Here is a 15,287-nt window from a genome sequence, read left to right on the forward strand (position 1 = left end):
GGCTGGCACTATAACCCGCCGCCGGCCAGCGCGTCTATCGCGCCCTGCAGGATGATCGCAGCGGCATGGCTGTCGATCTTGGTGGCGCGTTTGGCGCGGCTCATGTCCTGCCCGATCATTGCCGCCTCGGCGCTCGAGGTCGACCAGCGCTCGTCCCACAGGAGCACGGGCAATTCGAGCGTCTGCGCAAGGTTGCGCGCATAAGCGCGGCTGGCCTGCGCGCGTGGCCCCTCGGTTCCGTCCATATTGCGTGGCAGGCCGATCACCACACCGGCAATTTTCCGCTCGACAACGATTGCGCGCAGGGCGCCGCAATCCTTGGTGAACTTGCTGCGCGTGATCGTCTTGCCCGCGGTGGCATAACGCCAGCTGGCATCGCAGGTGGCGACGCCGATGGTCTTGGTGCCCAGGTCGAGCCCGAGCAATGCGCCGCCTTCCGCCAGCACGTCGCCATAGGTCAGCGCGTTGTCGGTTACGAGGCCCGCGCTGCCGTCCATGCCTTCACCCGTGCAATGACATCTTCCTGCAAATTCTTCCAGAACAGCGGGATATCGTAAACGTGGTAATTGCCGCCCGGGAGCACGCCTTCGCCCAGTTCGGGCGGATTGCCGATATAAAGCAGGCCATCAGCGCCGCAGCGGGCCGGGACCGCGCCTGCGACCAGTTCGCCTTTCGAAAGGCTTTCATCGGGAACCAGCGTGCCCAGATTGGCGCTGGCGGGGGCACCGCCATTAGCGCTGCCGGTCAGCGGATTGACGCACAATATAGGCCCGGTCCCCCGCGGCTCGCCATCATAGCCGACGGTGGCCTCGTAGCGGCGCATGATCATGTCGGCATCGCCATCGTCGGAAAAGGCCGACCAGGCGAGCAGGCATTGCGCCTGGTCCGCCGAAGCGCAGGCGGGGAAGGGCAGCGAGGGCAGGTCATGCTCGACCGATACCGGCCAGCCGGGCGCGTAAACTGCGGCAATCCGCGCTTCGAGCGGTGTGTCCGCAACCTTGTCCTGCAGCAGACGCAGGATATGCGAGGCCCCCTGACTATGCCCGGCGAGCACGATCGGCTTGTTCTCGTCCACGCTGTCGAGGAAATAGTCGAACGCCTGCGCGACATCGGCATAGGCGGCATCGATCGCCTGCTGCGCTTCGGGCCGGTTGGTGAGGAAAGCACCCGCCGCCGCCTGACGGTATTTGGGCGCCCACAATTCGTCCGCGCGATTGAACGGGCTGGCAAGACCTTTGAGGAACACGCGCGCGCGATTGTTGGTGGTCGCATCCTCCAGCGTCGCGTTCCAGTCGCCGCCCGCCTGGATATAGCTGGTCGGCGGAACGAAGAAGACCGCGAACTCGGGCAGCGCCTCCGGGTCCGCCGCTTCGCCGGTGGTGGAGGTGGTGGTCGCAAGCGGATCGCCTCGGTCGAGGCTCTGTTCGGCAGCGGGGGCGTCGGGCGAAGGTTCGCGTATCGCGGGGTCGGGCTGGGTTTCGGCCACCGCGGGCTGATAGCGCGCCGGATCGCTGGTGCCGAGGCCGGGGCGCGAATACCACATCTCCGGGTCCTGATAGGCATTGGCGTCGAGCGGCGCCTGTTCGACGAATTCGCCACGCGGAACGAAGGCGATCTCGGTCGCTTCGCGCGACCAGATCGTCAGCGCGATCCCGCCGATAATGACCAGCACGATGCAGACCGCGATGAAGTACAGGAACTTACGCGCCATCTTTGGCACCCTCTCTGGTTTGGTTTTCGTTCGCCTGTTCGGCCCGGCGTTCGAGCGCGACCTTGATCATCGCCAAAAGCGGGTCGGCCAGAAACAGGCCGAGTATCCCGAACAATATTCCCATGATCAGCTGGAACGCCAGCACCAGCGCAGGTGCCAGATCGACCGTTTTCTTGGCGATCATCGGGATGACGACATAACCATCGAAGTTCTGCACGAAGAAATAGACCGCGATGGTGTAGATGCCCATTTCGACCCCGCCGGAAAAGCCGACCAGCACCATCAGCGCGCCCGAGATCAGTGCGCCCAGGTTGGGAACGAAGGCCAGCAGGCCGGTTAGGATTGCGAGCAGCGCGGCCATCGGAACCGCGCCGATCCCCACCAGCGGGGCGACCCAGGCGAGCATGACATAGGTAAACACTGCCTCGACCACCATGCCGAGCAGGCGCCCGGCCATCAGGCGGCGCATGGTCTGGCCCATCCGCGCTGCGGTGACGTAAAAGCGGTCGCGCTGCTCGCGCGGGAGCATCCAGGCGACCCCGCGTTCGTAGAGCTGCGGGTCGATCGCGACATAGACACCGATCACGAGGATCAGGACGATGGTCGCCGCGCCGCCGAGAATGCCGCCCAGCGCCTTGGTGACAGTGCTGATCCCGCTGCCGATATTGCCGAGATAGTTCTGTAGCTGCGACTGGTCGACCTGGAAGCCCTGCCGGCCGGCCCAGTCGATCAGCTCGGTAACCTGCCGTTCGATGATCGCGGGAAACTGTGCCGCTTCCTGCGAGATCGTCGAGCCGGCGAAATAGGCGAGCCACAGCAGGAACGCCGTGGTGACGAAGAGCACGATCGAGACGCGCCACACCCGAGCGATGTTCAGTACCCGGCCAAGCAGGCGTGCGCCGCCATCGATCATCGAGGCAAAGACCATGGCGCCGAAAATCACCAGCAACGGGCGGGCGATCCAGATCGCGAGCGCCACTGTGCCGACTACCGCCACCCAGACAATGGCACGGGCAACCTCGTGGCGAATGCGCGGATTATTGATCCGCGAAGGGCTGGTGCCGAGGTCCTGGTCGTGGAAGTCCTGCGTCTCGTCGGCCATACACGCCCCTTCGTTTCAGGACCCTAGCGCTCGGAAGCGGGTTTTCGTTCCGCAATGGCGGGACGCAGGGTCGACCAGGCACGGCCTTCGCGCAGGCTGGTCCACCAGCTCACCGGATTGAGCGAGGTGGTGCCGTCGAGCGAGAAGGTGATGAATTCGGCGCGCCCGCCGATGTTTTCGAGCGGGATCGGGCCGAGCAGGCCGCGCGGGTGGTTGAGTTCGCGGCTGTCGGCCGAATGGTCGCGATTGTCGCCCATCACGAAAACGTGATCGTCGGGCACCGTGATTTCGGCGAAATTGTCGAGTTCCTGGGTCTGGTGGTCGATCACCAGGTAGGTCGCCCCATTGGGCAGCGTCTCGCGCATCACCGGTACCCGGCAGACTTGCGTGCCCGCGGCGTTTTCCGCGCGGAAGTCGTCGAAGCCGAAGCCATCGCAGCGCGAATTGGCATCGAGCGGCAGCGCGATGGCAGGCTCGACCTTCTGTTCGACCGGCGCGCCATTAAGAATGATGCGGCCGTTCTGCACCGCGATCCTGTCACCCGGCAGGGCGACCACGCGCTTGATGTAATCCTCGTCGCGCTCGGGATGCACCGGGATGACGATGTCGCCATATTCGGGCGTCGATCCCGCAATTCGCCAGTCACCGCGCGGGGCGAGGTGGAAGCTGATCGAGCTCCAGTTCCAGCCATAGGGATATTTGCTCACCACCAGCCGGTCACCCACCAGCAGATTGGGCATCATCGATTCCGACGGAATATAGAACGGCTTGGCGATGAAGCTGTGAAAGGCGAACACCGCGAGCAGCATCAGCGCAAGCCCGCGAATTTCCGCGATCCAGTCGACCTTGCCGTCGGATTTCTTGTCGGATGTCTTGTTCACTGCCGTAGCGCCGGTGGTCACTTGGGTAGGGCCTCGATGATGACGTAGGCCTGCGCCCATGGGTGGTCGTCGGTGAGGGTGAGATGAATGCGCGTCTCATGGCCGTGCGGCACCATTTCCGCAAGCACGATCGCCGCGCCGCCGGTCAGCGCCAGCGTGGGTGCGCCCGACTGCGCATTGACCACTCCGATATCCTTCATGAACACGCCGCGGCGAAACCCCGTACCCACCGCTTTGGAAAAAGCCTCCTTGGCGGCGAAGCGCTTGGCGTAAGTGCCCGCGATGGTGAACGGGCGGCGGCGCGCTTTGGCGCGCTCGATCTCGGTGAAGACGCGCTGCTCGAAGCGCTCGCCGAACCGGTCTAGCGAATTCTGGATGCGCTCGATATTGCACAGGTCGGAGCCAAGACCGATGATCATGCCCGGGGTGTCCAGGTGCAAATCGGCGTACCGGCGAAGTGGTTCATCAGGCGCCTGCCAATTTCAGCGAAAAGCCCTGCGACCAGGATCAATCCCACTGCCGGAAGTGCCAGTTCGTCCCAAGTGGATCCCACTCCGTCATCGTCCTGCAAATTGGTGAGGATGACAAGGGGGACGACGACCAGGAACAGCACGAAGGTGGTCCGGATCGACCGCCAGATATTCAAGGCATAAGCGGGCGACACCTAGCGCGCCTCGTCCATCAGGTCGCGCATCCGGCGCACAGCGGTTTCCAACCCCACGAAGACCGCTTCCCCCACGAGATAATGGCCGATGTTGAGTTCGGCGAGTTCGCGGATGGCGGCGACCGGCTTCACGTTTTCGTAGGTCAGGCCGTGTCCGGCATGCGGCTCGATACCCATCTCGCGGGCCAGCCGCGACATTGCCGCAATCCGCTCGAGCTCGCGTGCCTCGCGCTCGTGATCGCCGTCGAGGCCCGCATGCGCATATTCGCCGGTGTGAAACTCGACCACGGGGGCTTTCAGGCGGTGCGCCGCTTCGAGCTGGCGCTCACTCGCCTCGATGAACAGCGAAACGCGAATGCCATTGTCCGCCAGCGTTCCCACGATCGGTGCGAGCTGGTTATGCAAACCGGCTGCATCGAGCCCGCCCTCGGTGGTGCGCTCTTCGCGTTTCTCGGGGACGATGCAGGCGGCATGCGGCTTGTGTGCAAGCGCGATCGCCAGCATTTCTTCGGTGCCTGCCATTTCGAGGTTCAGCGGCAGGTCGGTCGCCTTCTGTATCCGTTCAAGATCGTCGTCGCGGATATGACGCCGGTCCTCGCGCAGATGCGCGGTGATCCCGTCACCGCCCACCGCGGCCACGATTTCCGCCGCGCGCACCGGATCGGGATGATCGCCGCCGCGCGCATTGCGGATGGTGGCGACGTGGTCGATATTGACCCCAAGGCGGAGCGGAGCGCTCACGCCGCGCGGCTGCCCGGCTTGGTCACGTCGATCGCCGCCAGTTCGGCGGGCACTTCGTCTTCGGCATAGGTCGGGAAGTTGATATCGACGAGCGGATAGAAAGGGACGCCGAGATCGGCCGCGCCATTGCTTCGATCGACCAGCGCGACCTCGGCAATCACTTCGCCGCCTTCGCGCGCGACGGCGGCAATCGCCTCGCGGCTGGAAAGGCCGGTGGTGACCACATCCTCGACCATCAGCGCCTTGGTGCCGGGGTCGATCCGGAAGCCGCGGCGCAGGTGAAACTCGCCTTCGGGCCGTTCGAGGAACATCGCATCCTTGCCCAGCGCGCGGCCCATTTCCTGGCCGATGATGATCCCGCCCATCGCGGGGCTGACCACCACATCGATCTGGCTGCGGACCTCGCGCGGGATTTTCTGGGCGAGGGCAAAGGCCAGGCGTCCGGCGCGGTCGGGATTCATCAGCACGCGCGCGCATTGCAGGTAATGCCCGCTGTGGCGCCCGCTCGACAGTCGGAAGTGGCCTTCGAGCAGCGCTTCGCTGGCCCGGAACTCGTGGAGGATTTCTTCATCGGTCATGATGCTGTGGTCCAAAGCGTCTCGCGCGCGATTGCGCAAGAGGCAAAGGCGCTTGCACATTTTTATCGGCCAGCCGCTTGAGGCATACGCATTCCCTGCCTATAGGGCGGGCGCAATCGGGCCCTTGCATGGGGCGCGTCCCGCCACGCAGCGCGGGATTTGCCTCAGCCACAGGCCCCGAACGAGACACGACACGAAAGAGTGCCACGACGATGAAGAACTTCGGCTCCCTCCACGGGTTCCACCGGATTGTCGCCAGCCTGGCGATGGCGGCGATGCTGGCTTTCGGCGCGCAGGGCGCGGCGGCGCAGGACGCCGCCGAATCCGCAGCGACCGAGCAGCTGGAAACGCTCGACCCGGCGGTTGCCGCCGATGCCTCGAGCGAAGATGTGGCTGCCGGCGCAAGCGCCTATACGCCGATGAAGCCGACCGCAGGCAAGGGCATGCCGGTCGCGGGTGCGATCGACGTGCAGTCGCAGTTCTCGCCGATCGGCAAGCAGGCCAACGGGCTGCACATTGCCCTGGTATGGATCATGGCGATCATCAGCATCTTCGTCCTGCTGCTGTTCCTGTATGTCATCGTGCGTTTCAACAAGCGCGCCAATCCGGTGCCTTCGAAGACCAGCCACAACACGCTGATCGAAGTGATCTGGACGGTCGTTCCCGCGCTGATCCTGCTCGGCATTGCCGTGCCGTCGATCGGCCTGCTGAGCGCGCAGTACAAGACGCCGCCCAAGGATGCGATCACCATCAAGGCGATCGGCTACCAGTGGTACTGGGGCTATGCCTATCCCGACAATGGCGATTTCGAAGTCGTTTCGAACATGCTGACCGAGGAAGAGGCCGAAGCGAGCGGTGAGCCGCACCAACTCGCTGTGGACAACCGCATGGTCGTCCCCGCCGGTGTGCCGATCCGTCTGCAGACCACCGCCGCCGACGTGATCCACTCCTTCGCCGTGCCGAGCCTGTGGTTCAAGCTCGACGCCGTTCCCGGCCGTCTCAACGAGAAGCTGCTGCTGATCGAAGAGCCGGGCGTCTATTACGGCCAGTGTTCGGAACTATGCGGCGCGCGCCACGGCTATATGCCGATCGCGATCGAAGCACTGCCGATGGCGCAGTACAATGCCTGGGTTCTGGCGCAGGGCGGCACTGTCGCCGGTGCCGCAGACGCCGCTGCTTCGGCTGCGCCGCTGCAGGAACCCGAAAGCTCGGTCCCCGGTGCACCCGGCGCCGGCGCCGCCCCGACCGCTTAAGATTTACGATTAGCTCGAGAGTATAGCACGATGGCCACCACCGCCGACAGCTTCCAGGCCCACACCGAAGACCATGCGCATGACGATCATCATACGCCCGGTTTCTTCGCGCGCTGGTTCATGTCCACCAACCACAAGGACATCGGTACGCTTTACCTGATCTTCGCGATCATCGCGGGGATCGTCGGTGGCGGCATTTCGGGCATCATGCGTCTGGAACTGGCCGAACCCGGCATCCAGTACCTGCAGTGGTGGGCCGAATTCATGGGCGGCAACGCCGATTTCGACACCTCGCTGCATATGTGGAACGTGTTCATCACCGCCCACGGCCTGATCATGGTCTTCTTCATGGTCATGCCGGCAATGATCGGCGGCTTCGGCAACTGGTTCGTCCCGCTGATGATCGGCGCGCCCGACATGGCGTTCCCGCGCATGAACAACGTCAGCTTCTGGCTGACCGTGGCCGGCTTCATGTCGCTGCTGTTCTCGCTCTTCGTGCCCGGCGGCACGGGGCCGGGCGCAGGCGTGGGCTGGACCGTCTACGCTCCGCTGTCGACCACCGGCAGCCAGGGTCCCGCTGTCGATTTCGCCATTTTCTCGCTGCACCTTGCCGGTGCCGGTTCGATCTTGGGCGCGACCAACTTCATCACCACCATCTTCAACATGCGTGCGCCGGGCATGACCCTCCACAAGATGCCGCTGTTCGTGTGGTCGGTGCTGGTTACCGCCTTCCTGCTGCTGCTCGCGCTGCCGGTTCTGGCCGCGGCGATCACCATGCTGATCACCGACCGTAACTTCGGTACGACCTTCTTCGATCCCGCCGGTGGCGGCGATCCGATCCTTTACCAGCACCTGTTCTGGTTCTTCGGTCACCCCGAAGTCTACATCATGATCCTGCCGGGCTTCGGCATGATCTCGCAGATCGTCTCGACCTTCAGCCGCAAGCCGGTGTTCGGCTATCTCGGTATGGCCTATGCCATGGTCGCGATTGGCGTGGTCGGCTTCGTCGTGTGGGCGCACCACATGTACACCGTCGGTCTCGACGTGAATACAAAGATGTATTTCACCGCGGCGACCATGGTCATCGCGGTCCCCACCGGGGTGAAGATCTTCAGCTGGATCGCGACCATGTGGGGCGGCTCGATCGAGTTCAAATCCCCGATGGTGTGGGCGATCGGCATGATCTTCCTGTTCACCGTTGGCGGTGTGACCGGCGTCTATCTCGCCAATGGCGGCATCGACGACGTCGTCCACGATACCTATTTCGTGGTCGCGCACTTCCACTACGTGCTGTCGATGGGTGCGGTGTTCTCGCTCTTCGCCGGGTTCTATTACTGGTTCCCCAAGATGAGCGGCCGGATGCACTCCGAGCTGCTGAGCCACCTGCACTTCTGGGGCTTCTTCATCGGCGTGAACGTGATCTTCTTCCCGCAGCACTTCCTTGGTCTGCAGGGCATGCCGCGTCGCTATCCCGATTATGCCGACGCCTATGCCTATTGGAACGAGATCAGCTCGATCGGCTATCTGATCATGGGTGCTTCGATGATCTTCTTCTTCGTCAACATCGTCTACGCCTTCGTGGCGGGCAAGAAGGCGGCGGACAATCCGTGGGGCGAAGGCGCGACAACGCTCGAATGGACGCTGTCGAGCCCGCCGCCGTTCCACCAGTTCGAGACGCTGCCGGTGATCGAAGACCATCACACCGCTCACGATCACATGAGCAAGGCTTCGCCCGCCGCAGGCTAAGCGCGAAGCACTGGACACAAGCAAACGGTCGGTCCCATGGTGGACCGGCCGTTTTCTTTTGCCTGCCGGATATCTGCACGGGGGAGTGCCATGCTCGAAATGCGTACCATCGATACGGGAGAGGTCAGCCTGCGCTGCGCCGTGGAGGGCGAGGGTCCGCTGGCGATCATGGTCCATGGTTTCCCCGAAAGCTGGTATAGCTGGCGCCACCAGATCGGCCCCATTGCGGAAGCCGGGTTCACCGCCTGCGCAATCGATGTGCGCGGCTATGGCGGGTCGAACAAGCCGCAGCCGGTCGATGCCTATGCGATGGAGCATATCGTCGGCGACTTGGTCGGACTGAGGCAGGCGCTGTCGCCCGATGCCCCCGCCGTGCTTATCGGCCATGACTGGGGCGCGCCGATCGTGTGGAATTCCGCGCTCACGCACCCCGAGCACTTCCGCGCAGTGGCCGGCCTGTCGGTGCCCTTCGCGGGCGTGCCGAGCCGGCCCTTTACCGAAGTCTTCCGCGAACATTTCACCAGCCAGGGCCGCTTCTTCTACCAGGAGTATTTCCAGGAACCGGGTGTTGCCGAGGCGGAGGCGGAAAAGGACCCGCGCGATTTCGTTCAGCGGATGATGTATTCGATCAGCGGCGATGTCCCCCCGGGCGAGTACTGGGACAAGCCGCTGGGCGCGACCTTCCTCGAGGGCCTTCCCGATCCCGCGCCGACCGCCTGGCTGACCGAAGACGATCTCGATTTCTACGAAGCCGAATTCGCTGCCTCGGGCTTCCGCGGCCCGCTCAACCGCTATCGCAATCACGAAGCCGATTACGCATGGCTGCAGGGCTGGGCGGACAAGCGCATCGAACAGCCCGCATTGTTCATCGGCGGGACGCGCGATCCGGCGACCTTCCTGTTCGGCGCGATCGAGGACCCGGTGGTGCTGGTGAAGATGTTTGCGCCGCAGGCTGAAGGGCATATTCTCGAGGGCGTCGGCCACTGGACCCAGCAGGAGCGACCCGATGCGGTCAATTCGATCCTGATTGACTGGCTAAAGCGCCTTTGACGCCCTATATGGCGGCCGATTCCATGACCCAGACAGTTCCCACACAGCTCCCCGCGGAATGGCGCGATTTCTTTGCGCTGACCAAGCCTCGCGTGATGAGCCTGGTGATCTTCACCGGCCTGTGCGGCCTTCTCGCCGCGCCGGGCCACATCAATCCCGTCCTCGGTTTCACTGCCATCCTGTGCATCGCACTGGGCGCGGGCGGGGCGGCGGCGCTTAACCAGTGGTGGGAAGCCGATATCGATGCAGGCATGAAGCGTACGGCCGCACGCCCGCTTCCCGCAGGGCGGATGAACCGCACCGATGCGCGCGATTTCGGCGTACTGATCTCGGCCGCTTCGGTGATGATCATGGGCCTCGCGGTAAATTGGCTCTCGGCCGCGATCCTCGCGCTGTCGATCTTCTATTACGCGGTTATCTATACCATCTGGCTCAAGCCGCGCACGCCGCAGAATATCGTCATCGGCGGCGGGGCGGGGGCTTTTCCGCCGCTGATCGGATGGGTCGCGGTGACCGGCGAGATCACGCTGATGCCGGTGCTGCTGTTCGCAATCATCTTCATGTGGACACCGCCGCATTTCTGGGCGCTCGCGCTGTTCGTAAAGACCGATTACGCCAATGTCGGCATTCCGATGATGCCGGTGGTCAAGGGCGAAACCTCGACCCGCCGCCAGATCCTCATCTATGCCGTGCTGCTCGTACCGATCGCCGCCGCGCCGTGGTTCATCGGTGGGACCGGCTTCGTCTACGGTGTTGCTTCGCTTGCGCTATCGCTTGCTTTCCTTGCGCTTTCGGTTCCGGTCGCTTTCCGGCAAACTGGAGCCAACGACACGATGAAGCCCGAAAAGCGCCTGTTCGCTTTCAGCATCATCTACCTTTTCGCCCTGTTTGCCGCGCTGGTGGCGGACCGGGTGCTGGCTTATCAGGGATGGATCGCATGACCCCCGAAGAAGAAATCGAATTCAAACGGCGGCAGAAAAGCCGCAACCTCGTGCTGGGCGGCATCCTGCTGTTCTTTGCCGTGCTGTTCTACGTGATTACCATCGCCCGGATGTGAGCCGCACTATGACCGCTGTAACTCTCGAAACCCGCAAGAACCGGACCGCTCTGCTGGCTCTAGGCGGCGCTCTGGCAATGCTCGGTCTGGGCTATGCCGCAGTGCCGCTGTACCAGCTCTTCTGCCAGGTAACCGGTTTCGGCGGTACGACCCAGCGCGCCACCGAAAGCGAGGCGGATATCGCCGAGCGGCTTGGCGCGAGTGCTGGCGGCAAGACGATTTCGGTGCGCTTCGACGGCACCACTGCGGGCGACGTTCCGTGGAGCTTCCGCCCCGAGCAGGTGACCGATACCGTCACCATCGGCCAGCGCGACATGGCGATTTATCTCGCCAAGAACAATTCGAACCAGACCATCACGGGCACCGCGACCTTCAATGTCGAGCCCGAGCAGGCCGGCGCCTATTTCAACAAGATCCAGTGCTTCTGTTTTACCGAGCAGGTGCTCCAGCCGGGGCAGGAAGTGCGTATGCCGGTGCTCTATTATATCGATCCCAAGGCGCTCGACGATCCCAATATGGACGGGGTGGAGCAGATCACGCTCTCCTATACTTTCCACCGGGCGCTGGATTCTGCCGAGTAGCCCCTAGACCCGCGCGCGATGGCGCATTAAGGGCACCCGCAAAGCGAAACCCAGGACGCGAGTACAATGGCCGGTAACGTCAATCACGAATATCACATCCTCGAACCCGATATCTGGCCGCTGATCGGCTCGCTCTCGGCGTTGACCTTCACCAGCGGCATGGTCCTGTTCATGCACGAAATGGGGAGCGCGCACCTCGTGCTCGGTCTCGGCATCGCTGGCCTCATCGCGACGTTCTACGCGTGGTTCTCGAACATCGTGAAGGAAGCCGAGCGCGGCGACCACACGCCGATCGTCCAGCTGCACATGCGCTACGGGATGATCCTGTTCATCGCGTCGGAAGTGATGTTCTTCGTCGGCTGGTTCTGGAGCTGGTTCGATTTTGCGCTGTTCCCGAGCGAACTGTCCGATGTGGTCGGCGGGGTCTTCCCGCCCACGGCGATCGAAGCGGTCATCGACCCGTTCAGCCTGCCGCTGCTCAACACGCTGATCCTGCTGTGTTCGGGTACCACGGTGACCTGGGCGCACCACTCGCTGATCCATGGCGACCGCGACGGGCTCAAGAAGGGCCTGTGGCTGACCATCATCCTTGGTGCGATCTTCACCGCCATCCAGGCGTATGAATATGCGCACGCGCCGTTCGCCTTCGGTGGCAACACCTATAGCTCGGCCTTCTACATGGCGACCGGCTTCCACGGCTTCCACGTGCTGGTCGGCACGATCTTCCTGATCGTCTGCCTGCGTCGTACCTATCTCGGCCACTTCACCCCGCGCCAGCATTTCGGTTTCGAAGCGGCAGCTTGGTATTGGCACTTCGTCGACGTGGTGTGGCTGTTCCTGTTCATCACCGTCTATGTCTGGGGTGGCTGGGGCGCAGCCGTCCACTGATGCCCGCCGACAGGCCTGAAACACAAGAAGGGCAGCCCGGCATCGCCGCGGCTGCCCTTCTCGGTTTATGCGTCAGCGCATCCGGCGGCATCGCTGGCGCTAACTCTATCGCGAGAGAGCAGAAGCTTTGAAACGCGTTCCGATACTGCCCACCATAGTCGTGGCTGTAGCCATCGCGACCATGATCGCGCTCGGCTTCTGGCAGCTTGGCCGGATGGACGAGAAAGCGGCGCTGATCGCCCGTGCCGAACGGTCGTTGTCGATTGTTGAGCCGGTTGCCTATCCGCGCGATCCGGCAGGCGCCGAAGAGCTGTTGTATCGCCATACCGACGTGACCTGCGCTGAAGTCACGAACATCACCACCGTCGCGGGGACGAGCCGGCGCGGCGAAAAGGGTGTCGCCCACCGTGCGGCGTGCACCTTGGCGGGGGGCGAACGGGTCCGGATCGATCTCGGGTTTTCGCGGAATCCGGCACCGGTCGAATGGGCCGGGGGTGAGGTAAGCGGAATAATCGCCCCGGGCGGTCGGATTGTCGCGGCAGACGGCGTTGCCGGACTTGCACCGCTCGCGCCGCCCGATCCGCGCGATCTGCCCAACAATCATCTCGCTTATGCCGGGCAGTGGTTCTTTTTCGCGCTCACGGCGCTGATCATCTACGTCCTCGCGTTACGGCGCCGCGCCACGCGGGCTAGGGACGATTAAAGAGCCGCTTGCTTGCTCGCCTTCGCATGCCCCGCTAACCGCCGATCACAATGAAATACGTTTCCACCCGCGGCAGCGCTCCGTCGCTCGATTTCGCCGGCGTCACGCTCGCCGGCCTGGCCAGCGACGGCGGGCTCTATGTCCCCGCCGAATGGCCGCAATTCACGCATGACGAAATTGCGGCGATGCGCGGCCTGCCCTATGCCGAACTCGCCGCGCGGATCATGCAGCCCTTCGTTGGCGACTGCCTGACGCCCGAGCGGCTGCGCGAGCTTACCGCCAAGGCCTATGGCCGCTTCGCGCATGCCGCGGTCACGCCGCTGACCCAGCTCGACGAACGGCAATGGCTGCTCGAACTGTTCCACGGGCCGACCCTGGCGTTCAAGGATGTGGCGCTGCAATTGCTCGGCCTGCTGTTCGAGGAATTCCTAGCGCGCGACGGCGGCACATTGACTATCGTCGGCGCGACCAGCGGCGACACGGGCAGCGCGGCGATCGACGCAGTCGCCGGGCTCGACCGGGTCGAGATATTCATGCTCCATCCCAAGGGGCGCGTCAGCGATGTCCAGCGCCGCCAGATGACCACCGTGCGGGCACCGAACGTCCACAATATTGCCATCGACGGCAGCTTCGACGATGCGCAGGCGATGGTGAAGCGAATCTTCGCCGACAAGGACGTCACCAACAAGCACCGGATCGGCGCGGTCAATTCGATCAACTGGGCGCGGCTGATGGCGCAGGTGGTCTATTATTTCGCCGCTTCGCTGCAATTGGGCGGGCCCGAACGCAAACCCGCCTTCAGTGTCCCGACGGGCAATTTCGGCGATGTCTTCGCGGGCCATGTCGCAGCGCGGATGGGGCTGCCGATCGAGAAGTTGCTGGTAGCCACCAACGTCAACGACATCCTCCACCGCGCTCTGAGTGCGGGCGATTATTCGACCGGCACCGTGACCCCGACCGCTGCACCCAGCATGGATATCCAGGTCAGTTCCAATTTCGAACGCCTGCTGTTCGATGTCGGTGGGCGCGACGGGGGAGCCATGGCCGAACAGATGCGCGCGTTCGAAAAAGCACGGGCGATGCGTCTGACCAATGCGCAGCGCGAAGGCGCCGCGGCGCTGTTCACCAGCATGCGTGCCGACGAGGACGACATGGCGCGCGCGATGCGTTGGGCGAGCGAGGAATGCACCGAGATCGTCGACCCGCATACCGCGATCGGTCTCCATGCTGCGCGCCACGCTGATCTGGCCGGCGATACTCCCGTGGTGACGCTTGCGACTGCGCATCCCGCGAAGTTTCCCGACGCGGTCGAACGCGCCACCGGCAACCGGCCCGCGCTGCCGGCGCGGGTCGGCGACCTGTTCGCGCGCGAAGAAGCCTATATCGAATTGCCCGGAACCTATGAGGCGGTCCGCGACCATATCGTGGAGCATGCGGCCTGATGGCCAAGCTGGTTCGCGATCCGGTGCTGATGGTGGGCGAGGGCTGGGATGCCTATCGCTTGCTCGACAGCGGCCATGGGCGCAAATTCGAGCAATACGGCGCCTATCGTTTCATCCGCCCCGAACCGCAGGCAATGTGGTCTCCGCGCCTGGCCGAATGGGACGCGCATGGCGAATTCGTCCCCGGCAGCGATGAAGATGGCGGCGGACGTTGGCAGTTCGCACAAGACGTCCCGCAGGATGGCTGGACACTGGGGTGGGGTGACGAGGCGCGCTTCACGGCCCAATGCACGCCGTTCCGCCATCTCGGCTTCTTCCCCGACATGGCGCCCGTATGGGAATGGATGGGGCAGCAGCTTGGCGAGGCGAGCAATGCCGAGATGATGAATCTGTTCGGCTATACTGGTGTCGGAACGCAGGCGCTGAGCCGTTACGGCCGCGTCACGCATGTCGACGCAAGCAAGAAGGCGGTGGCCCAGGCGCGCGAAAATGCCGCGATGGCGGGGCTGGATGATCGCCCGATTCGCTGGCTGGTCGAAGACGCGATGAAATATGCCGCGCGCGAAGTGCGGCGCGAACGGCGTTATGACGGGATCATCCTCGATCCGCCGAAATTCGGGCGCGGACCCGATGGCGAGGTGTGGCGGCTCGAGGAAGGGCTTCCGGATCTGGTCTCGGATTGCCGCGAGCTGCTCGATGCCGACAGCCGGTTTCTGTTTCTCACCGTCTATGCCGTGCGCATGAGCAGCCTTGCGCTGGCGGGGCTGCTGCAAGAGCTGTTTGCCGAACTTCCGGGCACGATCGAACATGGCGACCTCGCAGTGCAGGAACAGGACGATGGCCGTCTCCTCCCCACCGCGATCTTCGCGCGCTGGTCCAATCCGCGCTAG

17 protein-coding genes are annotated in these 15,287 nt (G+C 63.8%); 9 read left to right on the forward strand and 8 right to left on the reverse strand.

The genetic code is table 11. The annotated features are described in order from the left end of the window. Nucleotides 1–8 precede the first annotated feature (8 nt). Genes ruvX through pyrE form a run of 8 tightly spaced genes read right to left on the reverse strand, consistent with a single transcriptional unit; the run spans nucleotide 9 to nucleotide 5,677 of the window. Nucleotides 9–497, reverse strand: a complete 489-nt coding sequence (gene ruvX, locus N6L26_RS02140; RefSeq protein WP_263606406.1) for a Holliday junction resolvase RuvX — start codon at nucleotides 495–497, stop codon at nucleotides 9–11. After that, nucleotides 473–1,711 (reverse strand): DUF3089 domain-containing protein, encoded by a 1,239-nt coding sequence (locus N6L26_RS02145; RefSeq protein WP_263606407.1) that lies wholly within the window; start codon nucleotides 1,709–1,711, stop codon nucleotides 473–475. The genes ruvX and N6L26_RS02145 overlap by 25 nt, the downstream gene beginning before the upstream one ends. Beyond that, nucleotides 1,701–2,813, reverse strand: coding sequence for an AI-2E family transporter (locus N6L26_RS02150; protein WP_263606408.1), 1,113 nt, complete (start codon nucleotides 2,811–2,813; stop codon nucleotides 1,701–1,703). The genes N6L26_RS02145 and N6L26_RS02150 overlap by 11 nt, the downstream gene beginning before the upstream one ends. Before the next feature lie 23 nt (nucleotides 2,814–2,836). Then, nucleotides 2,837–3,694 (reverse strand): signal peptidase I, encoded by an 858-nt coding sequence (lepB, locus tag N6L26_RS02155; protein WP_263606409.1) that lies wholly within the window; start codon nucleotides 3,692–3,694, stop codon nucleotides 2,837–2,839. A 17-nt stretch (nucleotides 3,695–3,711) separates the two neighbouring features. Continuing rightward, the gene (gene acpS, locus N6L26_RS02160) at nucleotides 3,712–4,113 is read right to left on the reverse strand and encodes a holo-ACP synthase (RefSeq protein ID WP_253517345.1); all 402 of its coding nucleotides are present in this window, start codon (nucleotides 4,111–4,113) and stop codon (nucleotides 3,712–3,714) included. Then, nucleotides 4,110–4,358: a hypothetical protein gene (locus tag N6L26_RS02165; protein WP_263606410.1), complete on the reverse strand. Its 249-nt coding sequence runs from the start codon at nucleotides 4,356–4,358 to the stop codon at nucleotides 4,110–4,112. The genes acpS and N6L26_RS02165 overlap by 4 nt, the downstream gene beginning before the upstream one ends. After that, a complete protein-coding gene (locus tag N6L26_RS02170; protein WP_263606411.1) occupies nucleotides 4,359–5,099 on the reverse strand; it encodes a pyridoxine 5'-phosphate synthase in 741 nt (246 codons plus the stop codon). Beyond that, complete coding sequence (pyrE, locus tag N6L26_RS02175) at nucleotides 5,096–5,677, reverse strand: orotate phosphoribosyltransferase (protein WP_263606412.1); 582 nt, start codon at nucleotides 5,675–5,677, stop codon at nucleotides 5,096–5,098. Before pyrE ends, N6L26_RS02170 begins: the two co-directional genes overlap by 4 nt. A gap of 212 nt (nucleotides 5,678–5,889) precedes the next feature. Here pyrE and coxB point away from each other — a divergent pair, with 212 nt between their 5' ends. The 9 genes from coxB to N6L26_RS02220 all read left to right on the forward strand — a co-directional run bounded on the left by coxB (nucleotide 5,890) and on the right by N6L26_RS02220 (nucleotide 15,287). Then, nucleotides 5,890–6,930, forward strand: a complete 1,041-nt coding sequence (gene coxB / locus N6L26_RS02180) for a cytochrome c oxidase subunit II (RefSeq protein WP_263606413.1) — start codon at nucleotides 5,890–5,892, stop codon at nucleotides 6,928–6,930. A 30-nt stretch (nucleotides 6,931–6,960) separates the two neighbouring features. Further along, nucleotides 6,961–8,676: a cytochrome c oxidase subunit I gene (gene ctaD / locus N6L26_RS02185; RefSeq protein ID WP_263606414.1), complete on the forward strand. Its 1,716-nt coding sequence runs from the start codon at nucleotides 6,961–6,963 to the stop codon at nucleotides 8,674–8,676. Between the two features lie 90 nt (nucleotides 8,677–8,766). Next, the gene (locus tag N6L26_RS02190) at nucleotides 8,767–9,726 is read left to right on the forward strand and encodes an alpha/beta fold hydrolase (RefSeq protein WP_263606415.1); all 960 of its coding nucleotides are present in this window, start codon (nucleotides 8,767–8,769) and stop codon (nucleotides 9,724–9,726) included. 23 nt (nucleotides 9,727–9,749) lie between these two features. Continuing rightward, on the forward strand, nucleotides 9,750–10,667 hold the full coding sequence (locus N6L26_RS02195; RefSeq protein WP_263606417.1) for a heme o synthase: 918 nt from the start codon (nucleotides 9,750–9,752) through the stop codon (nucleotides 10,665–10,667). Between the two features lie 124 nt (nucleotides 10,668–10,791). Further along, complete coding sequence (locus N6L26_RS02200) at nucleotides 10,792–11,364, forward strand: cytochrome c oxidase assembly protein (RefSeq protein ID WP_263606418.1); 573 nt, start codon at nucleotides 10,792–10,794, stop codon at nucleotides 11,362–11,364. 66 nt (nucleotides 11,365–11,430) lie between these two features. Continuing rightward, nucleotides 11,431–12,252: a cytochrome c oxidase subunit 3 gene (locus N6L26_RS02205; RefSeq protein WP_263606419.1), complete on the forward strand. Its 822-nt coding sequence runs from the start codon at nucleotides 11,431–11,433 to the stop codon at nucleotides 12,250–12,252. Between the two features lie 160 nt (nucleotides 12,253–12,412). After that, nucleotides 12,413–12,955, forward strand: a complete 543-nt coding sequence (locus N6L26_RS02210) for an SURF1 family protein (RefSeq protein ID WP_263606420.1) — start codon at nucleotides 12,413–12,415, stop codon at nucleotides 12,953–12,955. 50 nt (nucleotides 12,956–13,005) lie between these two features. After that, on the forward strand, nucleotides 13,006–14,397 hold the full coding sequence (gene thrC / locus N6L26_RS02215; RefSeq protein WP_263606421.1) for a threonine synthase: 1,392 nt from the start codon (nucleotides 13,006–13,008) through the stop codon (nucleotides 14,395–14,397). After that, nucleotides 14,397–15,287, forward strand: coding sequence for an RsmD family RNA methyltransferase (locus N6L26_RS02220; RefSeq protein WP_263606422.1), 891 nt, complete (start codon nucleotides 14,397–14,399; stop codon nucleotides 15,285–15,287). Before thrC ends, N6L26_RS02220 begins: the two co-directional genes overlap by 1 nt.

Source organism: Qipengyuania sp. SS22 (assembly GCF_025736935.1).
Classification (GTDB): domain Bacteria; phylum Pseudomonadota; class Alphaproteobacteria; order Sphingomonadales; family Sphingomonadaceae; genus Qipengyuania.